Annotated in this window: 19 protein-coding genes; 2 read left to right on the top strand and 17 right to left on the bottom strand. The window is 65.0% G+C overall.

Annotated elements, in window-relative coordinates; translation table 11 throughout:
* Positions 1 to 44 precede the first annotated feature (44 nt).
* The 14 genes from AC3WVS_RS04210 to AC3WVS_RS04145 all read right to left on the bottom strand — a co-directional run bounded on the left by AC3WVS_RS04210 (position 45) and on the right by AC3WVS_RS04145 (position 14,491).
* Positions 45 to 1,022, bottom strand: a complete 978-nt coding sequence (locus AC3WVS_RS04210) for a type II secretion system F family protein (RefSeq protein WP_492317528.1) — start codon at positions 1,020 to 1,022, stop codon at positions 45 to 47.
* Positions 1,023 to 1,067: 45 nt separating this feature from the next.
* Positions 1,068 to 2,438, bottom strand: a complete 1,371-nt coding sequence (locus AC3WVS_RS04205; RefSeq protein ID WP_492317527.1) for a TadA family conjugal transfer-associated ATPase — start codon at positions 2,436 to 2,438, stop codon at positions 1,068 to 1,070.
* Positions 2,439 to 2,499: 61 nt separating this feature from the next.
* Complete coding sequence (locus tag AC3WVS_RS04200; RefSeq protein WP_492317526.1) at positions 2,500 to 3,693, bottom strand: CpaE/TadZ family protein; 1,194 nt, start codon at positions 3,691 to 3,693, stop codon at positions 2,500 to 2,502.
* Positions 3,694 to 3,716: 23 nt separating this feature from the next.
* Positions 3,717 to 4,175: a TadE/TadG family type IV pilus assembly protein gene (locus AC3WVS_RS04195; RefSeq protein WP_492317525.1), complete on the bottom strand. Its 459-nt coding sequence runs from the start codon at positions 4,173 to 4,175 to the stop codon at positions 3,717 to 3,719.
* Positions 4,172 to 4,681: a TadE/TadG family type IV pilus assembly protein gene (locus AC3WVS_RS04190; protein WP_492317524.1), complete on the bottom strand. Its 510-nt coding sequence runs from the start codon at positions 4,679 to 4,681 to the stop codon at positions 4,172 to 4,174. Before AC3WVS_RS04190 ends, AC3WVS_RS04195 begins: the two co-directional genes overlap by 4 nt.
* A gap of 9 nt (positions 4,682 to 4,690) precedes the next feature.
* Entirely contained in the window at positions 4,691 to 5,944 is a 1,254-nt protein-coding gene (locus tag AC3WVS_RS04185) for a pilus assembly protein TadG-related protein (RefSeq protein WP_492317523.1), read from the bottom strand.
* A gap of 24 nt (positions 5,945 to 5,968) precedes the next feature.
* Positions 5,969 to 6,304, bottom strand: coding sequence for a hypothetical protein (locus AC3WVS_RS04180; RefSeq protein WP_492317522.1), 336 nt, complete (start codon positions 6,302 to 6,304; stop codon positions 5,969 to 5,971).
* A gap of 34 nt (positions 6,305 to 6,338) precedes the next feature.
* Positions 6,339 to 8,201 (bottom strand): type II and III secretion system protein family protein, encoded by a 1,863-nt coding sequence (locus AC3WVS_RS04175; protein WP_492317521.1) that lies wholly within the window; start codon positions 8,199 to 8,201, stop codon positions 6,339 to 6,341.
* A 65-nt stretch (positions 8,202 to 8,266) separates the two neighbouring features.
* Positions 8,267 to 9,109 (bottom strand): Flp pilus assembly protein CpaB, encoded by an 843-nt coding sequence (gene cpaB / locus AC3WVS_RS04170; RefSeq protein ID WP_492317520.1) that lies wholly within the window; start codon positions 9,107 to 9,109, stop codon positions 8,267 to 8,269.
* Between the two features lie 44 nt (positions 9,110 to 9,153).
* Positions 9,154 to 10,572, bottom strand: a complete 1,419-nt coding sequence (locus AC3WVS_RS04165) for a DUF8689 domain-containing protein (protein WP_492317519.1) — start codon at positions 10,570 to 10,572, stop codon at positions 9,154 to 9,156.
* Between the two features lie 86 nt (positions 10,573 to 10,658).
* A complete protein-coding gene (locus AC3WVS_RS04160; protein ID WP_492317518.1) occupies positions 10,659 to 11,192 on the bottom strand; it encodes an A24 family peptidase in 534 nt (177 codons plus the stop codon).
* 55 nt (positions 11,193 to 11,247) lie between these two features.
* Positions 11,248 to 11,421: a Flp family type IVb pilin gene (locus tag AC3WVS_RS04155; protein WP_492317517.1), complete on the bottom strand. Its 174-nt coding sequence runs from the start codon at positions 11,419 to 11,421 to the stop codon at positions 11,248 to 11,250.
* A gap of 98 nt (positions 11,422 to 11,519) precedes the next feature.
* Positions 11,520 to 11,711, bottom strand: a complete 192-nt coding sequence (locus AC3WVS_RS04150; RefSeq protein ID WP_492317516.1) for a Flp family type IVb pilin — start codon at positions 11,709 to 11,711, stop codon at positions 11,520 to 11,522.
* A gap of 1,310 nt (positions 11,712 to 13,021) precedes the next feature.
* On the bottom strand, positions 13,022 to 14,491 hold the full coding sequence (locus AC3WVS_RS04145) for a hypothetical protein (RefSeq protein WP_492317515.1): 1,470 nt from the start codon (positions 14,489 to 14,491) through the stop codon (positions 13,022 to 13,024).
* A gap of 682 nt (positions 14,492 to 15,173) precedes the next feature.
* Here AC3WVS_RS04145 and AC3WVS_RS04140 point away from each other — a divergent pair.
* Positions 15,174 to 16,421 carry a glycosyltransferase family 87 protein gene (locus AC3WVS_RS04140; RefSeq protein ID WP_492317514.1) on the top strand — a complete coding sequence of 416 codons (1,248 nt, stop codon included), beginning with the start codon at positions 15,174 to 15,176 and terminating at the stop codon, positions 16,419 to 16,421.
* Between the two features lie 64 nt (positions 16,422 to 16,485).
* Complete coding sequence (locus AC3WVS_RS04135) at positions 16,486 to 17,508, top strand: glycosyltransferase family 2 protein (protein ID WP_492317513.1); 1,023 nt, start codon at positions 16,486 to 16,488, stop codon at positions 17,506 to 17,508.
* Positions 17,509 to 17,538: 30 nt separating this feature from the next.
* Here AC3WVS_RS04135 and AC3WVS_RS04130 read toward each other — a convergent pair whose 3' ends face one another.
* From AC3WVS_RS04130 to AC3WVS_RS04120, 3 genes are read right to left on the bottom strand one after another with little or no spacing between them, the layout of a single operon-like run.
* A complete protein-coding gene (locus tag AC3WVS_RS04130; protein ID WP_492317512.1) occupies positions 17,539 to 17,928 on the bottom strand; it encodes a GtrA family protein in 390 nt (129 codons plus the stop codon).
* On the bottom strand, positions 17,925 to 18,659 hold the full coding sequence (locus tag AC3WVS_RS04125; RefSeq protein ID WP_492317511.1) for a class I SAM-dependent methyltransferase: 735 nt from the start codon (positions 18,657 to 18,659) through the stop codon (positions 17,925 to 17,927). The genes AC3WVS_RS04130 and AC3WVS_RS04125 overlap by 4 nt, the downstream gene beginning before the upstream one ends.
* Positions 18,660 to 18,685: 26 nt before the next feature.
* Positions 18,686 to 20,062, bottom strand: a complete 1,377-nt coding sequence (locus tag AC3WVS_RS04120) for a sigma-54 dependent transcriptional regulator (protein ID WP_492317510.1) — start codon at positions 20,060 to 20,062, stop codon at positions 18,686 to 18,688.
* Positions 20,063 to 20,111 lie beyond the last annotated feature (49 nt).

Genomic DNA, 20,111 nt, shown 5'->3' with positions numbered 1-20,111 from the left:
TGCTTCTTCGAGCACTGCATGTACCGGTACCGTGCATTGCGCCTTCAGACCCGGATTCGGATGATCTTGCGCATCCACAGCACACCAAAGGTCATCGAGACTACTGCGCCGCCGATCATGCGCAAGCCGAGTGGGTCTTCCCACAGCACCTTCATGAAGCCTGGATTGACCACCAGGATCAGTCCGGCAGTGCAGAAGGGCAGCAACCCCAGCACCCACGCAGACATCTTGCCTTCTGCCGACAGCACACGGATCTTGTCGAACAGCTTCAGCCGCTCGCGCACCATCGTGCCGATGGTGTCGAGGATCTCCGCCAAGTTGCCGCCGCTTTCACGCTGGATCAGCACCGCGATCACGAAATAGCGCAGGTCGCCCACCGGCACCCGGATGGCAAGGTTGGTCATGGCCTCGTCCAGCGCCACGCCATAATTGATTTCCTCGAAGGTTGTGCGGAACTCCGGCCCGATCGGGGCCTTCATTTCCTGCCCGACCATGCCGAGCGCGCCGCTGAACGAGTGCCCGGCGCGCAGGGCACGGCTGATCATGTCGACGGCATCAGCCAGCTGTGCCTCCATCTTCTTGATCCGCTTGCCGCGCAGACGCATCACATGCAGCACTGGCAGCATGGCGGCCAGCGCCGCGCCGGCGAGCACCAGCGGTCCCGGTATCGGCAACAGCGGAATCAGTGCCACCGTGCACAGCGCCACCATCGCGCAGTAGCCCAGCAGTTGCGCCACCGACCAGGTGCTGCCGGATTGTTCCAGCCACCGGTCCAGCGTGCCCACGCGGGGCACGCTCATCAGCCACTTCTGCAAGCGCGGCGAGCCCGCCAGCATGCGCTTCTTCAGGATGGACAACTGCTCTGCGCTGACATGTCCTCCCGCCGACAGCGCCCGCAGCCGCGCCTCGATGCGCCTGGCCGCGGGGCCATGGGCGTTGCTCCACCACAGGTAAATGCCTTCGACGCAGAGCACCACGGCCACGAACAGCAGAATGCCGAAGGCGTAGAAGATCGTGCTCATGTGTAGCTCCCCGGAATTGTTTGTTGTTGTATCGTGCCAGGCGGATCAGACTTCGAAGCGCTTGGCCGGATCATAGGTCTCATCCGGCAGCCCCACGCCGAACACGCGCAGCCGCTCGGCGAACTTGGGATACACCCCGGTCGCCCGGAAATTGCCGCGGACCGTGCCATCCTTGTCCACGCCCGTGCGCTGGAAGGTGAAGATCTCCTGCATATTGATGATGTCGCCCTCCATGCCGGTGATCTCCTGGATGCTGATGATCTTGCGCCGGCCGTCGGTCATGCGCGCCGCCTGCACGATCACCGTGATGGCCGAGGCGATCTGCTGGCGCATGGCCTTGGCCGGCATGGTCAGGCCGGCCATGCTGACCATGTTCTCCAGGCGCGTCAGCGCGTCGCGCGGGGTGTTGGCGTGGATCGTGGTGAGCGAGCCCTCGTGGCCGGTGTTCATTGCATTGAGCATGTCCAGCGCCTCGCCGCCGCGCACTTCGCCCAGGATGATGCGGTCGGGGCGCATGCGCAGTGCGTTGCGCACCAGTGCGCGCTGGGTGATCTCGCCCTTGCCCTCGATATTGGGCGGCCGCGTTTCCAGCCGCAGCACATGGGGCTGGCGCAGCTGCAGTTCGGCCGCATCCTCGATGGTGACCACGCGCTCGTCTTCCGGGATAAAGCCCGACAGGATGTTCAGCAGCGTGGTCTTGCCGCTGCCGGTGCCGCCCGACACCAGCACGTTGACCTTGGCCTGCGAGAGCGCCTGCAACAGCTGCGCCATCGGCGGCGTCAGGCTGCGCAGGTTCACCAGGTCGGACACCTGCAGCGGATTCACGGAAAAGCGGCGGATCGACAGCAGCGGGCCGTCGATGGCAGAGGGCGGGATAATGGCGTTGACGCGCGAGCCGTCCGGCAGGCGTGCGTCGACCATCGGGCTGGTCTCGTCGATGCGGCGCCCCACGCGCGACACGATCTTCTCGATCACCTTCATCAGGTGCGCGTCGTCGTAGAACACCACGTCGGTCAGTTCCAGCTTGCCGCGCCGCTCCACATAGGTCTGGCGTGCGGTGTTGACCAGGATGTCCGACACGGTGGGATCCTGAAGCAGGGGCTCGAGCGGGCCGAAGCCGAACATCTCGTCGTAGATCTCAACCGTCAGCTGGCGCCGCTCGTTTTCGTTGAGCAGCACTTTCTGTTCGTCGATGATCAGGTTGACCAGCGCAGCGATCTCCTGCCTCACCTGCTCCTGCGGATAGCGCGCCAGCCGCTCCAGCTCCACGCGGTCCAGCACGGTCTCGTGCACGTCGCGCTTGAGTTGGTGGTAGCCGCCCGACACGGAGGCTGCCGAGGTCGCAAACTGGATTGCGGCGTTGCCGTTGGCAGTGAAGGCGGGCCCGGCATTGGCCAGCTGTTCGCGAATGGACATGATGAGCTCCTCGTTATCGGCTTCGGTTGGCCGCCGTCCTGGCTGGCCGTTGTCTGGGTATTCAGGTGCTCCGCGCGCGCAGCATCAGCCTGCGCAGCGGCGATACCACTTCGGGCCTGCTGCGCCGCTCGGCTTCCGGCGTGGCGCACAGCTGCGTGGCCATGGCCTGCAGCGCGCGCGCCATGGCGCTGCGCCGGCTCAGCTTGGCGACAGGCTCGCCGTGGCTGACGGCCTCATCCACGGCGGCGGGGTCGTCGGGCAGGGTAAATGCGGCCTTCATGCCGAAGATCTCCTCCATCGTTGCGCGCGGCATCTCGTTCTTGCGGCCGGTGCGGTTCAGCACCAGCCGGACCTTGTCGGTGGGGTAGTGCAGCGCACGCAGGATATCGAGCAGCCGACGGCCCGGTCGCCCGAAAGAGATGGCTGGCTCGGCCACCACGCAGATGCGGTCGCTGTGGTCCAGCACGCCGATCGACAATGGGTCGATGCTCTGGCCCAGGTCGAAGATCACGAAGTCATAGGCCGGCTGCACCACCGACAGGATCCACTCCAGCTTGTCCTTCTGGATCTGGCTGGCCTTGATCGGATCGGCCGCACCCGCCAGCACGTCGAAACCGCTGTCCACATGCACCAGGCAGGCTTCCAGGAAGGCGGCATCCATACGGTCGATCTGGCTGCAGATATCGGGCAGTGTGGAGGGCGGGGTCTTGTCGCTGACGATATAGGTCAGGTCGCCGAAGTGCCGGTTCAGGTCCACCACCAGCACGCGCTTGTCAAGGTGCCGGGCCAGCGCATCGCCCAGGTTGGCCGCAACGAAGCTGGTACCCGCGCCGCCCTTGCACGAGATTACCGAAATCACCTGTCCGGTCTCTTGCGCACGCGGCACATGGCCGGCTTCCACGCGCTTGAGCGCCTCGGCCAGCTGTCCCTTGTCCAGCGGCCACGACAGCACATCGCGGATGCCGGCGCGCATGGCCTTGATCAGCACCTCGGAGCTGGGCGCCTGCGTGATCAGGATGCAGGGCAGTTCAGGGTGTTGCTGGCGCAGCGTCTCGATGGCCTGCATCTGCGAGGCATTGATGGCCGGCAGTTCCAGGATGAGCAGGTCGGCCATGCGCAGCCGGCTGGCATGGAACGGGATACGCGACAGGCCCTCCTGCAGCGTCATGGCCTGGAAGTTGCCAATTACGGCGCTGAGCCGGTTGATCTCGGCAAGCCGGTCGGCGTCTTCGGAAACGATCAGAATTCTGAGCATGGTGTGCTCCTGGTTCATGCGCGCTAGTTGCAGATCGGGCCGCTGGTGGAAGAGTCCAGGCTCTCCCGCGGCAACGTGGTTGAGAACGACGGCATCGACACCGTAATCGGAACGACCGGAATAAAGGTCTTGACCGAGACGTCGGCCACGCTGACGGTGACCGAGCGGCAGGAACTGCGCGCGGCATTGGCGTCAGCGTCGCAGCCGCTTGGTTCGTAGGCGACCTGAATATTGGTGGCCTTCAGCAGGGGCATCAGCTGGGTCATCTTGGCCTTGATGGCGGTGTCTTTGGCGTCGCAAACCACCGCGATGCGTGCACCCAGCCGGGTCACCTCACCGGCGGTGTTCCAGTAAAAAAGCACACGGGAGAACTCGGCAATGCCGATCAGCAGCATGAAGAAGATGCTGGCAACCAGGGCGAATTCGATGGAGGTTGCGCCGGCCTGGCGTGAACGCGGGTGCATGGCACGGATTGGAGTCATAGCACCTGCCTCATTACCGTTGCGATATCGGAGAACGCCAGGGCTCCCACCTTGAGGTAGGACTGGATTGGCGAGTAGGTAAAGCCCGAGATCTTCACTTCAACCAGATTGATGGTGCCCGCCGGCGGGCGTGAACTGTCGCCCCCCTCGTAGATGGCGACGTTGGCAAACTGCTTGCTGCCGCAGCCGGTCGAGTCAACGCGGTCACAGACGACCACCATCGACGTACTGAGGCCTTTCACAAGTGCCGCGCCACCGCAGGTGGTCTTGCCATAGACGGCGATGCATTTCGCCTGGTCAACCGGGTAGTTCGGCTCGCTGGGCGCATATTGCGAAAGGAAGCGTGCCGCATCGCGCGTGGCCTTGGTCAGGGCGTTGTACTGGTAGATCGCGCGCCCGTACTCCGCCACCCCGGTCACCAGGATCAGCAAGGGCACCAGGACCAGTGCGAACTCCACCGCGACCACCCCGCGCAGCTTGCTCCTGTGCTGCCTGCATTGCGCCATGATTCGCTCCTATTGCACCAGCACCGGCACACGGGGGCCTGGGCCCGTACTGGACCCGGGCACGCCCTGGGTCGCGCACGGGCTGGTGGGGTCCTTCGAGTCGCCCAGATATTCGAGGGTGGTCACAGCCTTTGCGCTCTGTTCCTGCATTGGCTCTACCATCAGCATGCAGGTCCAGGCGATCACCGTAGCTTGCTTGTCCTCGGCAAGGTCATTGCAGTTCACCATCGGCACCTGTACCAACCTGCGATCGGCGCCGGCCTGATGCACCGGCCTGGGTGATGGAGTGCCCTTGATGTCCAACCCACTATCAGTCTGGAATGGCTCGTTGATTGCCCGCTTCTGGATAAAGTCAGGGTAGGCGTTGCCACCGTTCGGCGCATTCCACGTGGTCGTGGTGTAGGCATAGCCGGTAAAGTCGGGTGCCCCGTCCTTCGGTCCCTTGTATGAGCCGGTATAGATCCCGAAGCGGGTATTCCACGCCGCGATCAGCGATGCGATGCTGCCTGGCTCGCCCACCTTGGAGCCCACCACCGGCAGGTCGCACTGTCCGCTGCCGGCAAGCAGATCGGCCAGTTCAGAAGCGCCGCCTGCCGGAGGCGAAAGGTCAGCCCAGCCAAAGCTGCCAGGACCGTATGGGTCGCTCGGATCGACCCTGGACTTGATCCAGTCGCCCCGGTTGTACGCGGTCTTCGCCGGATTCGCCGTTGGCGGCGAGCAGACATAAACCGGGATGGCACAGGCGGCTTGCGCGCTGGTGGTGGTGGCGACAGCCATGGCATTGACGGTACTGGCCTTGATATCGATCCCCGGCAGCAGGTTGAGCATATGGATGAACCAGTGGGCAATGCCCGTGCGCTCGGCGGTGCATTTCACGTACTTCACCTTGTCCAGCGGGTACGGAACGTCGTTCTTGGTGTAGAAGGTGCTGTCAGGTGTATCGCTATATGAGACGTTGAGATTCTCGAACATTTCCACTGCCTTGCCCTGGAACATGGCAGCGTTGCTCGTGCCGGTGGCCAGGCCGGCCGCCTCGGAAACGAGCAGCGGCGTGGCGCCCGTTACATCGCGCGCAGCAGCCAGCGCGCAGGCATCGACGCTGTTCTGCAGCTCGCTCTTGGTTACATAGAGCTTGCCCAGATCGAGCGCCAGCCCGACAAAGCCGATCAGCACCGCCAGCGACAGTCCCACGATGATGGCAACCGCGCCACGCTGGTGCGCGCGCCGCGTCGGCCTGGATCGTGTGAAGCCCGATGTAGACATGATGGTCTCCCGCGGTTCCGGTGCTCAGCGGCCGTTGCCACCCAGGCCCACGCCGCCATAGCCGCCGGCGCCGAAGTCGATAGTCATGGAGGGTGCGCCGCCTTGCTGGCTCCCTGACAGCGAACGGTCGAAGTTCTTCATCGCTGCCACCGCCGTCTTGCCATCGGTACCGGTGACAGTGGGCAGCCCGGCAGGCGCGTCGGGATTGATGATCTGCATCTGCGTGACGGTGGCCAGCGCTACGCCGCGCTGGCCGTCCCACACCGGCGTCGAGGTCATGCAGGCCGACAGTCCCAGGCAGGCCAGGCTGCCGAGCACCAGGGCGGCGGCGCCGCGCGAAAGCTTAAGTGTCTTGTTCATGGTCGTTCTCCGGTTCTGCAGGTGGCGCGGCGGATCAGTTGCCGCCCGATGCGGTGCGGCCGGCAGTAGCCGCGGCCCTGGCCTGGGCCAGGCGGGCGGCGGTGGCCTCGATGCGGGCGATGCGCGCGGTGGTGTCCTCGGCCGGGGGCGCGGCCGCCGTCGCCGTGTTGCGGGCGGGCGCCGGGGCCGGCAGGGCCGGACGCGTGCTTGCGGCGGCGGCTGGTTCCGGTGCGGCCGGCGCGGGCTCATCCAGCGGTTTGCCGTTCGGCACGGCCGAGACCGAAGTGCCGGGCGCGCCTTCGCTGCGCGGTGCCGTGGGCGGCGTGGCGGGTGCTGCGGCCGGTGCGGCGGGCTGCGACGGTGCCGGCACGGGTTGCGGGGCACGCTTGCCGCTGCCTTCCATATTGCCCATGAAGTACAGCGACAGCGGGTTGGGTGTGGAGAAGCTGTCGGTGGGCAGCGGGTAGTTGCTGGTCTGCATCGGCTTGACCAGCCGCGGCGTGATGACGAACACCAGTTCGGTCAGGTCCTGCTGGTACTGCGTGCTGCGGAACAGCGTGCCCAGCACCGGCACTTCGCCCGCACCCGGCAGCGCCTTGAGCGAGCCGCGCGCGCTGTCTGTCAGCAAGCCGCCGATGGCAAAACTCTCGCCGTCGCGCATCTGCACGGTGGTGGAGGCGCGGCGGGTGGTGATCACCGGCAAGATCGACTGGCCGGCCAGGGTGCCGCCGCGTATGGTGGCGCCAGTGGGCGACAACTCGGACACCTCCGGCGATACCTTCAGGTGAATGCGGCCGTTGGCCAGCACCGTAGGCGTGAACTTCAGGCCGACGCCGAACTCTTCTTCCTGCAGCGTGACCGTGCCGGCCCCGTTCAGCACATTGGCCTGCGCCACCGGGATATAGATCTTGCCGCCTGCGAGGAAGCTGGCTTCCTGCCCGCTGATGGTGACCAGGTTCGGCTCGGCCAGGATCTTGACCAGGCTGTCATTCTTTTGCGCGTCGATGGCGATATCGAATGGCCGGTTGTTGGCCTTGCTGGCGAAGATCGCGCTCGAGGCGCCGGTCAGCAGCGAAGTCACCAGCCCGCCGCTCCAGGAACCGAAGCCGCCCTGCAGGTTCACCGTCGAGCCGAGCTGGTTCAGCAGCGTCTTGGACACCTCTGCCACCTTCACTTCCAGCATGACCTGCTGCGGGGTATCCACCGACAGCATGTTCAGCACGCCGCCCTTCTTGTTGCCTTCGCCGCCCTGCGCGGCATTGGCATAGGCCTGGGCGATTTCCATGGCTTGCTGCGCGGTCTGTGCATTGGTGACGCTGCCGGTCAGCACCAGGTTATCGGCGGCGGTCATGACGCGGATGCCGGGCTCGCCGGGCAACAGCTGACCCAGCGAAGTCTGCAGCCCGCCGGCGTCGGCATTCACCACCACGTTGATGATGCTGCAAGAGCCGCTGCGGCCCTGCACGATCATGTTGGTGGTGCCCACCGCGCGGCCCAGCACGTAGAGCGTCTGCGGCGACACCATGGTGGCCTGCACCACATTGGGATTGCCCAGCGTGCGGTTGCGCACCGGCTCCTGCAGCGTGATCAGCTGTGACTTGCCGACCGGCACCATCACGCTTGATTCGCTGCGGATCGCGCCAGTGCAGTTGGGCCCGCGCGCATCCCCGGAAGTCACGGGCGGAGCCGACGCGGCCGGCGCGGCGGCTCCGGGCGTCATGCTGATGGTCATCTGCATCGGGCCCTGGGGGGCCTTGGCGGCAGCCGGTGCGGTTGCCTTGGTCAGGCTGCCGGCCTCGATGGCGGCCTGTGCCGCGGCGGCCAGCGGCGTGCAGAGGATGGCGGCAAGCACCAGGATGCGGGTGCCGCCAGCAGCTTCGGATCGTTTCTGGTTCATTTTGAATCTCCCCCCGGAGAGGCTGTGTTGCAGCTCAGAATTCGTTGGATGCCTGGCGCAGGTGCTCAGAAGCACTCGACGCCGCCCTGCATGCCTGCCAGCACGCCGATGCAGTTGCCCGAGCGTGCGGGCGCCGCCGCCACCGTGCGAGTCTTGACTACGGTGCGCGTCTCGGTCTTGGTCACCACCTTGGCCGGTGCCTCCGGTGTCTTGCCAAGCAGCGTTCCCTTGGTGGCGCCGCCGGTGTTGATGTCGGCCACATCCATCTGGTTGCGCAGCACCAGCGACAGCGTGCCGACGCTGCGCGCCACGTCGAGCTTCTCGGCCTGTTCGGGGGTGACTTCCAGCGTCACCGCATTGACCACCTTGGGCTGGGTGTCGTCGCGGCTGACCTGCTGTGCCACCGCCAGCACCAGGATCTTCTCGAGCACGATCTTCGAGATGCTGCCGCTCTGCGCGGTCTTGGCTTCTTCGTTGGTATTGACGATCACGTCGACGTAGTTGCCCGGCAGCGCGAAGCCGGCCACGCCCACCACGTCGTTGACGCGGACCGTGATGGCACGCTTGCCGTCATTGATCACGGCGGACAAGCCACCCTTGGTGCCCACCGGCGCCAGCTTGGCGTCGAGGACGGGCTCGCCGCGCTGCAGGCTGGTGCGGACCACGCGGCCCTCCAGCGCCTTCATGTCTTCAAACGCGCCGGGCGGCACGCTGCCTGTCGGCCAGCTGACCATGCGCAGCTGGCTGCCGTTGAGCGGCTGGCCGAGGTTGAGGTCATTTGCGGCGACGACCACCTGCCTGACCGAACTGGACGACTGCTGGACCAGCCATCGCGACGCGGAGACCACTGCCGCCACGCCGGCGACAAGGGCAATCAGCAGCATCAGGATTGCGCGTGTGTTTTTCATGATGATTCTCCCCCTACAGTTGTCCGATGATTCGGTGGTGCAGTTCAGCTTGCGGCGCGCTGGTCATCTGGCCATCGATGGCCAGCGCCCAGCGATGGCATGGCGTCGGCCGAGGCGCGCAGCCCGTAATAGCCTTGCCATGCAGACAGCAGGCCTGCCTCGGTGACCTGCGCGGGCTGACCGTGGTAGCGCACGCCCGAGTCCACCAGGCGGAGAAGGTCGCGCGGGATGCAGGCCAGCAGCGGCGTATCGCTGGCGTAGTGCAGGCTGTCGACCAGGAAATCGAACATCGCATCTGTGCTGGCCAGTCCGAAGCCAGCGGCGGTGCGTTGATAGACTTCGCGGTAGTCGTCGACCGACAGCGGGCCCACGTAGAGCTTGCTGCCGAGCCGGCGCAGGAAGGCGTCGTCGCCCAGCTCCGACGGTTCGAGGTTGGTCGAGAACACTGGCCAGACATCGAACGGCACCGAGAAGCGCACGCCGGTTTGCAGCGTGAACATGTCAATGCCGCGATCCAGCGGCACGATCCAGCGGTTCAGCAGGTCGCTGACGCCAACCAGCTGGCGGCCCAGGTCATCGATGATGTAGATGCCGTTGTTGGCCTTCATGTGAGGAGGCGCCTGGTAGAAGCCGGAGACACGGTCATAGCGCAGGTCCAGCATGGACAGCGTCAGCTCGCCGCCGGACAGCACTACCGGGCGATGGCACAGGACCCAGCGGCGGTCCAGCGAGCGGCGCGCCAGCGAGGCTTCGCTGTCGTCGAACGGCACATGAACCAGCGGATCGAACACCTGGATGATTTCGCCGGCGACGGTGATGGCATGCGGCACCGGCACGGCACCGGGCAATAATGTGCCCAGTCGTTGCGCTAGGTAGGTCTTGCCGCTGCCGGCCGGGCCGTAGATCATCAGCGCGCGGCAGGTGTTCAGCGCCATGCCGATTGCGTCGAGCAGGTGGACCGGGATCACCAGGTCATGGAAGGCGGCAGTAACGTCCGCCTTGGTCACGGAAGCTTGGTTGACCGAGTGGCGCTTGACGGCATCGAGGTATGCGTCCAGCGTGACCGGCGCAGTGCCGACATAGCTGCAGCGCGCCGAGGCTTCCGCCGCGCGGGTATAGCCGGCGTCGGTGAGCCGGAAGCGCACATCCAGGTCGCTGGCGCCGCGGTGCGCGATCTCCAGCAGGCGCTCGCGCACGGCGACGGCCGCGATTTCATTGACCACCAATGCCGGCAGCTTGAGCGTGTCGGTCAGTACTGCCAGCGTGACGGTGCGGTGCTGGTAGGCGGCCTTCATCAGCAGCCCGAGCAACTGTGCGATCTCCAGGCCGGTATCGACAATCGTGCGCGGCAGCACGTGCCAGGGCGGCACCGGCAGCGTGCCATGCTCGGCATGGACATTCCTGCCGATCGCGACGGGCTCAAGGAGCCGTGGTGCGTGACCTGAGTCGTGATGCTCGTTCATTGCCATCCCCTGTTCGCTGGTCAGTGTGTTCTCGTTCCCGCAGGCGCCCGTGACTGGTCGGCGCGTGGTGTCGCTTGTGGCTTGTGTCATGTGCCGGCAAAGAGCATCGTCAGCGTCCCGGCGGCAATCGCTACGCCGTAAGGCATGGAGCCGGCTGACGCCTCGGCTTGCGGTTGCATCGGCCGGGAACCGGGTACCAGGGCGGCAATTAGCATGTGGCCCACGCGGGCGAGGGTCGAGCGTCCCTGTCCTGTGGCAAGCACCTGTAGCAACGCCCAGGCCCCGCCAATCACGCAGGTTGCCAGTGCGATCTTCAGCGCCATGCTGCCGCCGAGCCAGGCGCCCACGGCTGCCATCAGCTTGACGTCGCCGGCCGCCATGCCGCGCATCAGGTAGAACGGCAGAAACAGCACCAGGCCCACCGTCCAGCCATAGAGCCACGCCAGCGAGCCGGCGGCAGGGCCATGAATTGCTGCCATCACGGGCAGCGCAGCGATCCAGGCGCCGAAGGTCAGCCAGTTGGGAATGCGGCGGCGGTCCAGGTCGATGGCCGCGGCTGTGAGCACGATGCCGATCGTGGCGGGGCCAACGAGGGGGGCGAGGGCAGTGGCGGCTTGCATGGCGATAGTGGCGGGTAGCTTGGGTTGTGTCCGGGGCGTGCGCTGGTCGGATAGATCAGGGCATGCTGGAGGCGATCAACTCGTACATGGCTTTCACGGCATTGCTGAGCGTGGCGACGGAAACGACAATTGCCATTGCGATCAGACTGCCGAGCAATGCGTATTCGATAGAGGAGACACCCCGGTCGTCGCGCAGAAAATCTTTTGACCTGGCGATGAGCTTCAACATTTGGCGTCTCCGGTGCTGGTGTTGGTGTTGGTGTGTCGGGTGGGAGTCCGTGCCGCATGGCCGTCCGGAACAGGGCGGCCATGCGTGCGGCTCGGTGATCAGGACGCAGGTACGGCGTTGGTGAGGGTATCGCCGATGTACTTGAAGATGAGGTTCAGGTTCGTGCCAATCAGCGTCACCGAAACGATGATGACAACTGCGATGAGTGCGGCAATCAGACCATATTCAATGGCGGTCACACCGTCTTCATCACGGATGAATTGCTTGATCATGGTGGTCAGGTTTTGCATGACAAACTCCTTTGGTTGGGAACAAGCTGTGCAGTACTTTGGAACTGCGGATGAGGCAACAACGGCATCGGATAGCAATGCCTGGAAATCCGGCAGCAGGGCGGCGCGCAGATTGCGCAGGCGTGAAATGGCCACTGGCCGGGACCGCCATGCACACCGCGTGGGTTGCGTGACTGCAGCCGGCGCTGTGCCGACGCATGCATGCACCGCGCGGCGTGCTGCACATGGCCTGCGCGAGCCAGGCAACGGAACGGTGCGCTGCTGGTGCCCCTGGCAGCAGCAGCGTGGCCGATATTCCGGTGTGGCATCGCAGGTTGGCGTGCGACTGGCATGGTGAAGCTCCCCGTATATTTTTGAACCTGATGCCGGCGAACGTTGCGCTGGCATCGCGGCAGCCAGGACTGCGGTGCCGCGTGCCTGACATAGGCAAACGCCAGGCCAGGTCAGTGGAAACCGTTGTGCCACAAGGGTTTGCGGGTAGCGATGCGCGGTAGCCGCAGGCTCGGCGGGGCTGCAGGCGGCCTTTCGGCCACGCTTCGTTGCTGGGTGGAAACGCGGGTCTTGCAAGCCATTCCGGACCCCGCTACGGATGTCCTAGATCGCGGGAAGTGCTCAAGTGGGCCGCGCAGACGAAAGAGGGCGGCAACTTCATCCAAAAGCATGAGGCACCGTTCGCGCCGAAGGTCGGCATTCGTTGCAGTCGGTAGTCCTCCTGGCTGCTTCAATCCCCTTTTTCTGGCGACGGCCAGACTGACGGATGAGAACGGCTTCTGCCGAGGCACCGTTTCCGGATCGAAACATTGCGAAGTGCGCCAGGGCCGCGGGAGTGCCGGCAGGTTCCACAGGCAGTCCCTGCAAACCCTTGTGTGCAGGGGGCTGCGGGCTCGCGCGGCCGCGTGATTCACCTTGGAAACATGGCATGTGAGATGGCTGTTCTTCGCTGCAATCGCAGGCGTGCACGGGGGGCGGTGCAATCGACTTGCGAAGCGGGAGCCGCGCGACAAGGCATGCGGTTCACGCAGGCTTCGCATCTTGTCGACGGCCTGCGGGGGGCGCTGCGGGGGGCAAGGCAGCAGCTACCTCGCATTGCCGATGGCCGCAGGGGCTGCGCTATAGGTGTGATGCGAAGCGTCCTGCGGACCGGGGCATCGCATGAGCGCGGAAGCTCAGCCCAACCCTGCCTGCAGCCATGCAGCGCCATGGCGTGGTCCGCCGCTGCCACGCAGGGCACCGGGACGCCCGCCATGGCGCAATGTGCGGCGCGAGCTGCTGGCTAGGCGGAAATGGGTACGGGCGGGCGGGTGACGGCCCTATTGTTCGCGGACATAGGCGACGGCATTCTTATCCTCGTGCACTTTTCGCCAGCCCGGCAAGCCATGGATCAGCTTTGATGCAGGACTTGAGGGTTCCAGAACGGCCCACCGGATCTTGTATTCCTGGATCAGGGCCTGCAGGATCTTGGCATCCCCAGAATAGGCTGCCATATACCTTCGCACGAAGTCGTCGCCGTAGAGGTCGGCGCGGCCGTCGATGAGCGGCGCAATTCCTGAGAATATGAGGTAGCCGCCGAAGTTGTAGCTATTGAAGACCGGCCCGGTGCCACCTGCCGCCATGGCCGCGTTGACGGCTTCACGGGGCTGTATCCGGCCCTGGTTGTGCTGGATGCCATTGGCAAGGAAGGCGATGCTGCCCATGAACAGTGCCATGCACAATGCGGTAATGGTTCGAATACTCCGTAGTGACAGGCGCGGCTTGATTTCCGGACGGATGGCTGCGCGTAGCTGGGGGCCGACGCTGGGCATCAGCAACAGCGGGGCCAGCAGTCCCAGCAGCTCGGCATAGCGCGCGAAGGTCAGGGCAAGATGAATCAGCCCGAAGCACATCAGGATCCGGGTCGCAGGCAAACGGAACCCGAAGTAGAGCGCACCGAACAGCACAAAGGCAAGCCACAGCTCGATTGGCTGGATCAAGCGGAAATCCGGTGCCTTCCATTCGCTGATGATGCTGAGCGAATAACTCATGCCGGATACGTGGAAGGGGAAGAGCAGGCCGTCCACGCCGTTTGGCGTCAACAGGCCCGCCATGACGGTCAGTGCCAGGAACGGTGCCCATGCCTGCGCGCTCCGGCATGGGTGTCCTTCAGTCAGGATGGCCTCCACGGCCAGCGCGCCGGCCAGCCCGATACCGAGAAGGAAGCTGCCATGCATGTTGGCCCAGGCCAACATGACGACCGGCAGCCACAGGCTGGGTCGCTTGCCTTGCTCGCGCGCCAGCACAAGGTGGGCGGCCCAGATCACCATCAGCGGCCAGGCCAGCGCATGGGGGCGGGCGAGCAGATGCTGGGCCAGCGTGAGGAAGGCCAGGAGTGTCCCGGCGAACGCATGTAGTGGTTCGATATGGCGCAGCAGGAACCGCAACAGTACGGTCAGCGTGACGGCGGTCGCCAGCGCGGTGACCAGCACCGGCCCGGCCCAGCCGAGCCAGGCATGGGATGCGCCAAGGATGACTTCCGCCAGCCATTCATGCGGAACCCATTTTGCGCCGTGAAAAGAGAACGAGAACGGATCGGTCGCCGGCACTGCATGGTTGGCAAGGATCCATTTGCCGGTGGCGATGTGCCAGAGCGTGTCGGCATCCACCAGCAAGCGGCCACCGATAAATGAGAGGATCGAGAACAGGCTGAGTCCGAAGAGGGCGACCCAGAACCACTGCTTCGTGGCGAACTGCTGGAGCAGGCTTTCCCTGCTGGTCGTCTCCACCCAGGTCGGGTTGATTTTCATGGCGTCTCGCGGTGGCTGTAGTGGTTACCCATCCGGATCTGGTAGGAAAGGCACGCGGCTGGCCCGGCGCCGCAGGGGCGCAGTTGCCGGACTGTCGCAATAACCGCGCCATTGACGAAGGTGCCCTTGTTTCCCGGGGGAGAGGGCGCAGCCTGGGTGCGCGCCTTGCCGAGCTGGAGACAACATGCCCGTGCTCCCGTTTCCACTACGAATCGTGCTTAATTCTTTGAAGCTCGCGGTTGCCTGCGAGGCAGCGCGCACGTGCGGCCATCCCCTGCGCCAAAAGTATGAGTCGGAGCGCGCGGGACACAGTGCATTTGGTGGAGGCCGATGCGCAATGCCGCCGCTGAGTCCTCCGCGCGGGAGGAGTCGCAGGGAGTAAGCAGCCCGATGGACAACGTTTCAGCGGGGAAACGCGCGCTGTCGCCGCGGACTGGCTGCGCCCCGGTCAATGCCGGGAGAACCGGAATGGCACGCGGGATTGCGGTCGAATCGGGTCGTGATTCAGTTTGGATACGCTCGCACCAGCCGGATTTCAGCGCCCCCGCCGAGGGCCTTGGTACTGCTTGTACATCGGTGGGCGCCTGACCAGAATGGAGCCAGTACATCGATGCATCGCCGCTGCATTGCCAAGAAGAAATCAGGCCGGCGCTGCCACAGAACATCAGGGGGATGGGGAGCGATGAGCCTGGATCATAGCCCGGCAGCAACGCCGGGGTCAGTGATGCCGCGGCATTGGCTGGACCTGGAGCGTCTCAGGGCCTACAGCGTTGCCGTGCTGATCATCTATGGTGCCTTGATCGTGGCATGGGCATTCAAAACGAGGGGCTTCACCACGGATTCGCTGGGTCGCCCTGGCGTGGATTTCTCGGCCTTCTGGAGTGCGTCGTATCTGGTCATGAAGGGTCAGGCTGCCAAGGTCTATGACTACGAGACGCTGCGGCACGTCATAGCGGCGTTCGGTGCAGTCCGGGGCGAGGGGAAGTTTTTTCTGCCATGGGTCTACCCGCCGACCTTCCTGCTGTTCGTGATACCGCTGTCCTTGTTGCCGTTTGCAGCGAGCTATCTGCTTTTCATCGGCAGCACGGCGGTTGTGTACATCACCGCGGTACTCAGGATCCTGGCCTTTCCCGGTGTGCCGCGCCACGTGGTGTGGCTGCCCGTGCTGGCTTTTCCCGGAATCCATGAGGCCGCCTTGATCGGGCAGAACTCGTTACTGACGGCCGGCATGGCGGCATGGGCGCTGATCCAGTTGAGAACCCGGCCGGTGCTGGCGGGCGTGCTGATTGGCTTGCTGAGCGTGAAGCCGCAGCTGGCGGCGTTGCTCCCCGTGGCATTGGTGGTGGACCGCGCATGGAAGGCATTCTTTACCGCTGCGGCAACCGCAGCTGCGATTGCTGCCTGCAGCATTGCCCTTTGGGGATGGGAAACCGTACCCGCGTTCCTGGAAAGCGGCACGCTCTTCAGGCAGATCGTGCTTGAGCAGGGCGAGATTGGATGGCGCCATTGTCCGACCGTCTTCGCCATGATGCGCCGGGCCGGGGCGTCGGTGATGGTCGCGTACCTGGCCCAGGGGCTGGGCGCGGTGTTTGCGATCTGGGTGCTGGTCAGAGTCTGGCGCGGCCGGAGTTCGACTGCACTGCGTATTGCCGCGCTGGCGACGTCCACCGTGATGGTAAGCCCCTACCTCTGGTACTACGAACTAACCTGGTTGGGATTGGCGATCGCAGGCCTGGCAGTCGAGGGTGTGAAGCACGGCTGGATGAAAGGGGAGCGGGAACTGCTGGTGGTGGCATGGCTGCTGCCATTTGCCCTGAGCATGAATCAGGCGGGTCATCTGCCACCTGCCGGGCCGCTGGTGACACTGCTGATGCTGATGGCAATCCTGCGCAGGGCCCGGACCGGGGAGCGGTTCGCACCAGGCGAATAACAAGGCGCATGAATGCGCAATCACGACGGTGTGTGCACAAGCCACCCCGTCTCGGGAGGGGATCATGTCGGGTCCGTACGGTGCCAGGCTGCTGTCTCTGGTTGTACCTTGCTACAACGAGTCAGAGAGCATCAGCAAATTCTTCGCCAGCGTCATTCCAGTGCTCGAATCCATCGAAGCGATCCGCTTCGAGATCGTGCTGGTGAACGACGGCAGCTCGGACGACACGCTGGACAAGCTCATTGCATATTCGCGCCGGGATGCACGGGTGCGAGTCGTGGACCTGACGCGGAATTTTGGCAAGGAAGCTGCCTTGACTGCGGGACTCGACGAAGCCCTTGGCGACGCGGTGATTCCCATGGACGCTGATTTGCAGGACCCGCCCTCACTGATCCCTGAGCTGGTCATGCGCTGGCGGGAAGGGGCAGAGGTGGTGCTTGCCCAGCGCAGCCGCCGCGTGTGCGACTCCTGGCTCAAGCGCGTGACCGCGGGCGCCTACTACCGCATCCATAACAAGCTGTCCGAGCAGAAGCTGCCCGTGAACGTCGGGGACTTCCGCCTGATGGACCGGGTCGTGATCAACGCGCTCAAGCAGATGCCGGAACGGCGGCGCTTCATGAAGGGACTGTTTGCCTGGGTGGGCTACCGGACCGTGATCGTGCCCTATGAGCGCGAGTCGCGCAGCGCCGGGCGTTCCAAGTTTTCGGGCTGGCGTCTGTGGAACCTCGCGCTTGAAGGCATTACCAGCTTCAGCACCATCCCGCTGCGCAGCTGGACATACATCGGAGTCCTGATTGCGCTTGGCGCGTTCTGCTATGGCACCTTCATCGTGGCACGTACCCTGATCCTCGGTATTGATGTCCCTGGCTATGCGTCGCTGCTTTCGGTACTGCTGTTCCTGGGAGGTATCCAGCTGATCGGGTTGGGCGTGGTCGGCGAATACGTCGGCCGCATCTATGATGAAGCCAAGGGACGGCCGATCTATCTGGTGCGGCGCCGTTATCAGGAAGCCGGCCAGGACAGGCTCATCGCCTCGGGAAGGCGTGTGATCCGGATCGACCGCGGGCATGTGAGCAGTGGCCGCTGATGCGTGCCCGGCCTGGCCGCGGGACGATGCCTAGTCCCGATAAGTCCAGGCCCGGTGCGCAAGGTAGGTGAAGGCCGGCACCGTCAGGACCACGCCGGCCAAACCAGCCCAATAGCTGGCCCCCAGATATTGCGCCGTCCAGGAAATGGCCATGGTCAGGCCCAGCCCAAGCAGCGATACGCCGGCAAAGCGGCCCAGGGTCCGGTTGCGCAGCCGCGACGAGAAGCTCCACAAGGTGTTGAGAAGATAGGAGCAGGCGGTCGCGCACACGAAGGCCACGCAGTTCGCCGCGACCGGTGAGGCCGCCAGCGTGGTGACCAGCGTCGCGGTGATGGCGACATGCACGCCCGTCGAGGTGGCGCCCGATACCAGGAAGCGCGTGACCCGGCGAAGTTCGGGCGCGGTGTTGCTGGCGCTCACGATGCGCGCACGACAGCCATCAGCGAAATGCCAAACGGCAGCGATCCGCGTGCCAGCCAATGGCGTTCCGCTCTGAACAGGCGGTGCAATGCCTGGTTGACGGATGGGGGCGGGAGCCCCGCTCCCGTTGCCTTCCGGCTGCCGCTCAGCCGGTCGCCGATGCGGGCCGCCACCGCAAGCGGGAACAGCAGCGTGTTGAAATAGGACATCCGTTCCACGCGCATGCCGCATCGCGTAGCAAGGGCATGCAGCGACCGCTTGCCATAGCGGCGCTGGTGATGCAAGAAGACGTCGTGGGAACTCCATAGCCATTGGTAGGCGGGCACGGTGATGAGTGCTGCGCCGCCGGCTTTCAGCATCCTTGCGGTGCAGTCCAGTGCGCCGGCATCGTCGGCGATGTGTTCCAGGCAATCGAGCAGGCAGACCAGGTCGAAGCTGTGTTCCGGGAACGGCATGGCGTCGGGGCACCTGCCACTGCGGATGTCGTAGGCGCCCAGGGTCTTCTCCCGCGCCAGCCGCAGGGCGGTGCCATCCATTTCCACGGCGCTGACGTTGCCGAACCGTGACAGCATCTCAAGGTTTCCGCCGGTGCCCGCGCCGATCTCCAGGATCGACGCGTCGCGCGGCAACGCCAGGCTGGAAAGGATCGTGCCGACGATTTCGCGCCGCCCCCGGAACCACCAGTGGCAGGCTTCGGTCTCGGCCATTTCAAGGTAGGCATCAGGTGACATCGGTCGGTTTCTCCGCGATGGATCGGCTAGCCCTGCACGCAGATCAACCCCAGATCCCCCTTCTTCACCTGCAGCTTGTAATCCCGCATCAACCTGAACAGCGTCACCCGCGAAATCCCCAGCTCTGCCGCCACGTCGATCAGCCGTTCATGATGCCGCTGCAGCGCCTCGACGATCGCGGTCTGCTCGGCCGCTTCGCGGATGGCCGCGAGCGTGAGCGGGCGGTCGTCGGCTGGGGTGGCCAGCTCCAGGTCGTCGGGCTGGATCACGCCGTCTTCGCACATGGCGGCGGCGTGGCGGATGCGGTTGATCAGCTCGCGCACGTTGCCGGGCCAGTTGTGCTGCTGGATCGCGCGCAGCGCCAGCGGCGAGAAGCCGCGGATGCGTGCCGGCGACTGCTTGCGCACGTTGTCCAGCACGTGTTCGGCAATCAGCAGGATGTCGCTGCCGCGTTCGCGCAGCGGTGGCTGGCGCACGCGCAGCACGCACAGCCGGTGGTAGAGGTCGCCGCGGAAGCGTTCGGCGGCGATCGCGGCTTCCAGGTCGACGTGGGTGGCCGAGATGATGCGCACATCGACCTCCACCGATTCGGTGCCGCCCAGCCGCTCGATGCGGCCGGTTTCCAGGAAGCGCAGCAGGCTGGTCTGGCTTTCGATCGGCATGTCGCCGATTTCATCCAGGAACAGGGTGCCGCCCTGTGCCATCTCGATGCGGCCGGGCTTGCGCTTGGTCGCGCCGGTGAAGGCGCCGCGCTCATAGCCGAACAGCTCTGACATCAGCAGCGTGGGCGGGATCGCCGCGCAGTTGACCGCGACGAAGGGGCGCGAGGCCCGCTCCGAGGCGCGGTGGATGGCATGAGCGGCCAGTTCCTTGCCGGTGCCGGACTCGCCGGAGATCAGCACGGGCGTGTCCCAGCGCGACACCTTCTCGATACCGCGGAAGAGCGATTGCATGGCCGGGCAGCTGCCGATCATGCCGTCCGGGCGTGCGGTGCCGGGGCGGGCATGCTGGGCGCCCGGGCGCAGTTGCGCCATGCCGAGCGCGTGGCCGAGCGATTCCGCCAGGCGGGAGTGCTCGACCGGTGCGGTGTAATAGTCGACGAAGTACAGGCCCAGCAGCCGGCGCGCGGATTCGGTCAGGGACTCTTGGCCGGCGATGATGCCGATCCAGCCGATATGCGGCAGCGAGAGCCAGGGCTCGAACGATTCCAGGTCGGCATCGCTGAAGCCGCCTTGCAGGTCGAGCATCGCCGCAAGCGGCTGGTTGCCCGGGGGCAGCGCGTGGAGATCTTGCAGGTTGGAGGCGAAACTGATCTTCCAGCCACGCTGTGCGAGCATCCTGCAGAGCATGGCGTCGTGGTGCTGCGACAGGTACAGCAGCGGGCGGTTGGTGTACGCGCTCATAGAATTTCCCCGGATCTTTGTTTTTACAAAGCCGGCGGCCTGCTGTCGC

The organism is Cupriavidus sp. CPT47-8839-RL05A (assembly GCF_058792255.1).
Note: the sequence above shows the minus strand (reverse complement) of the source record. Positions and strands in the feature narration are given on the sequence as shown.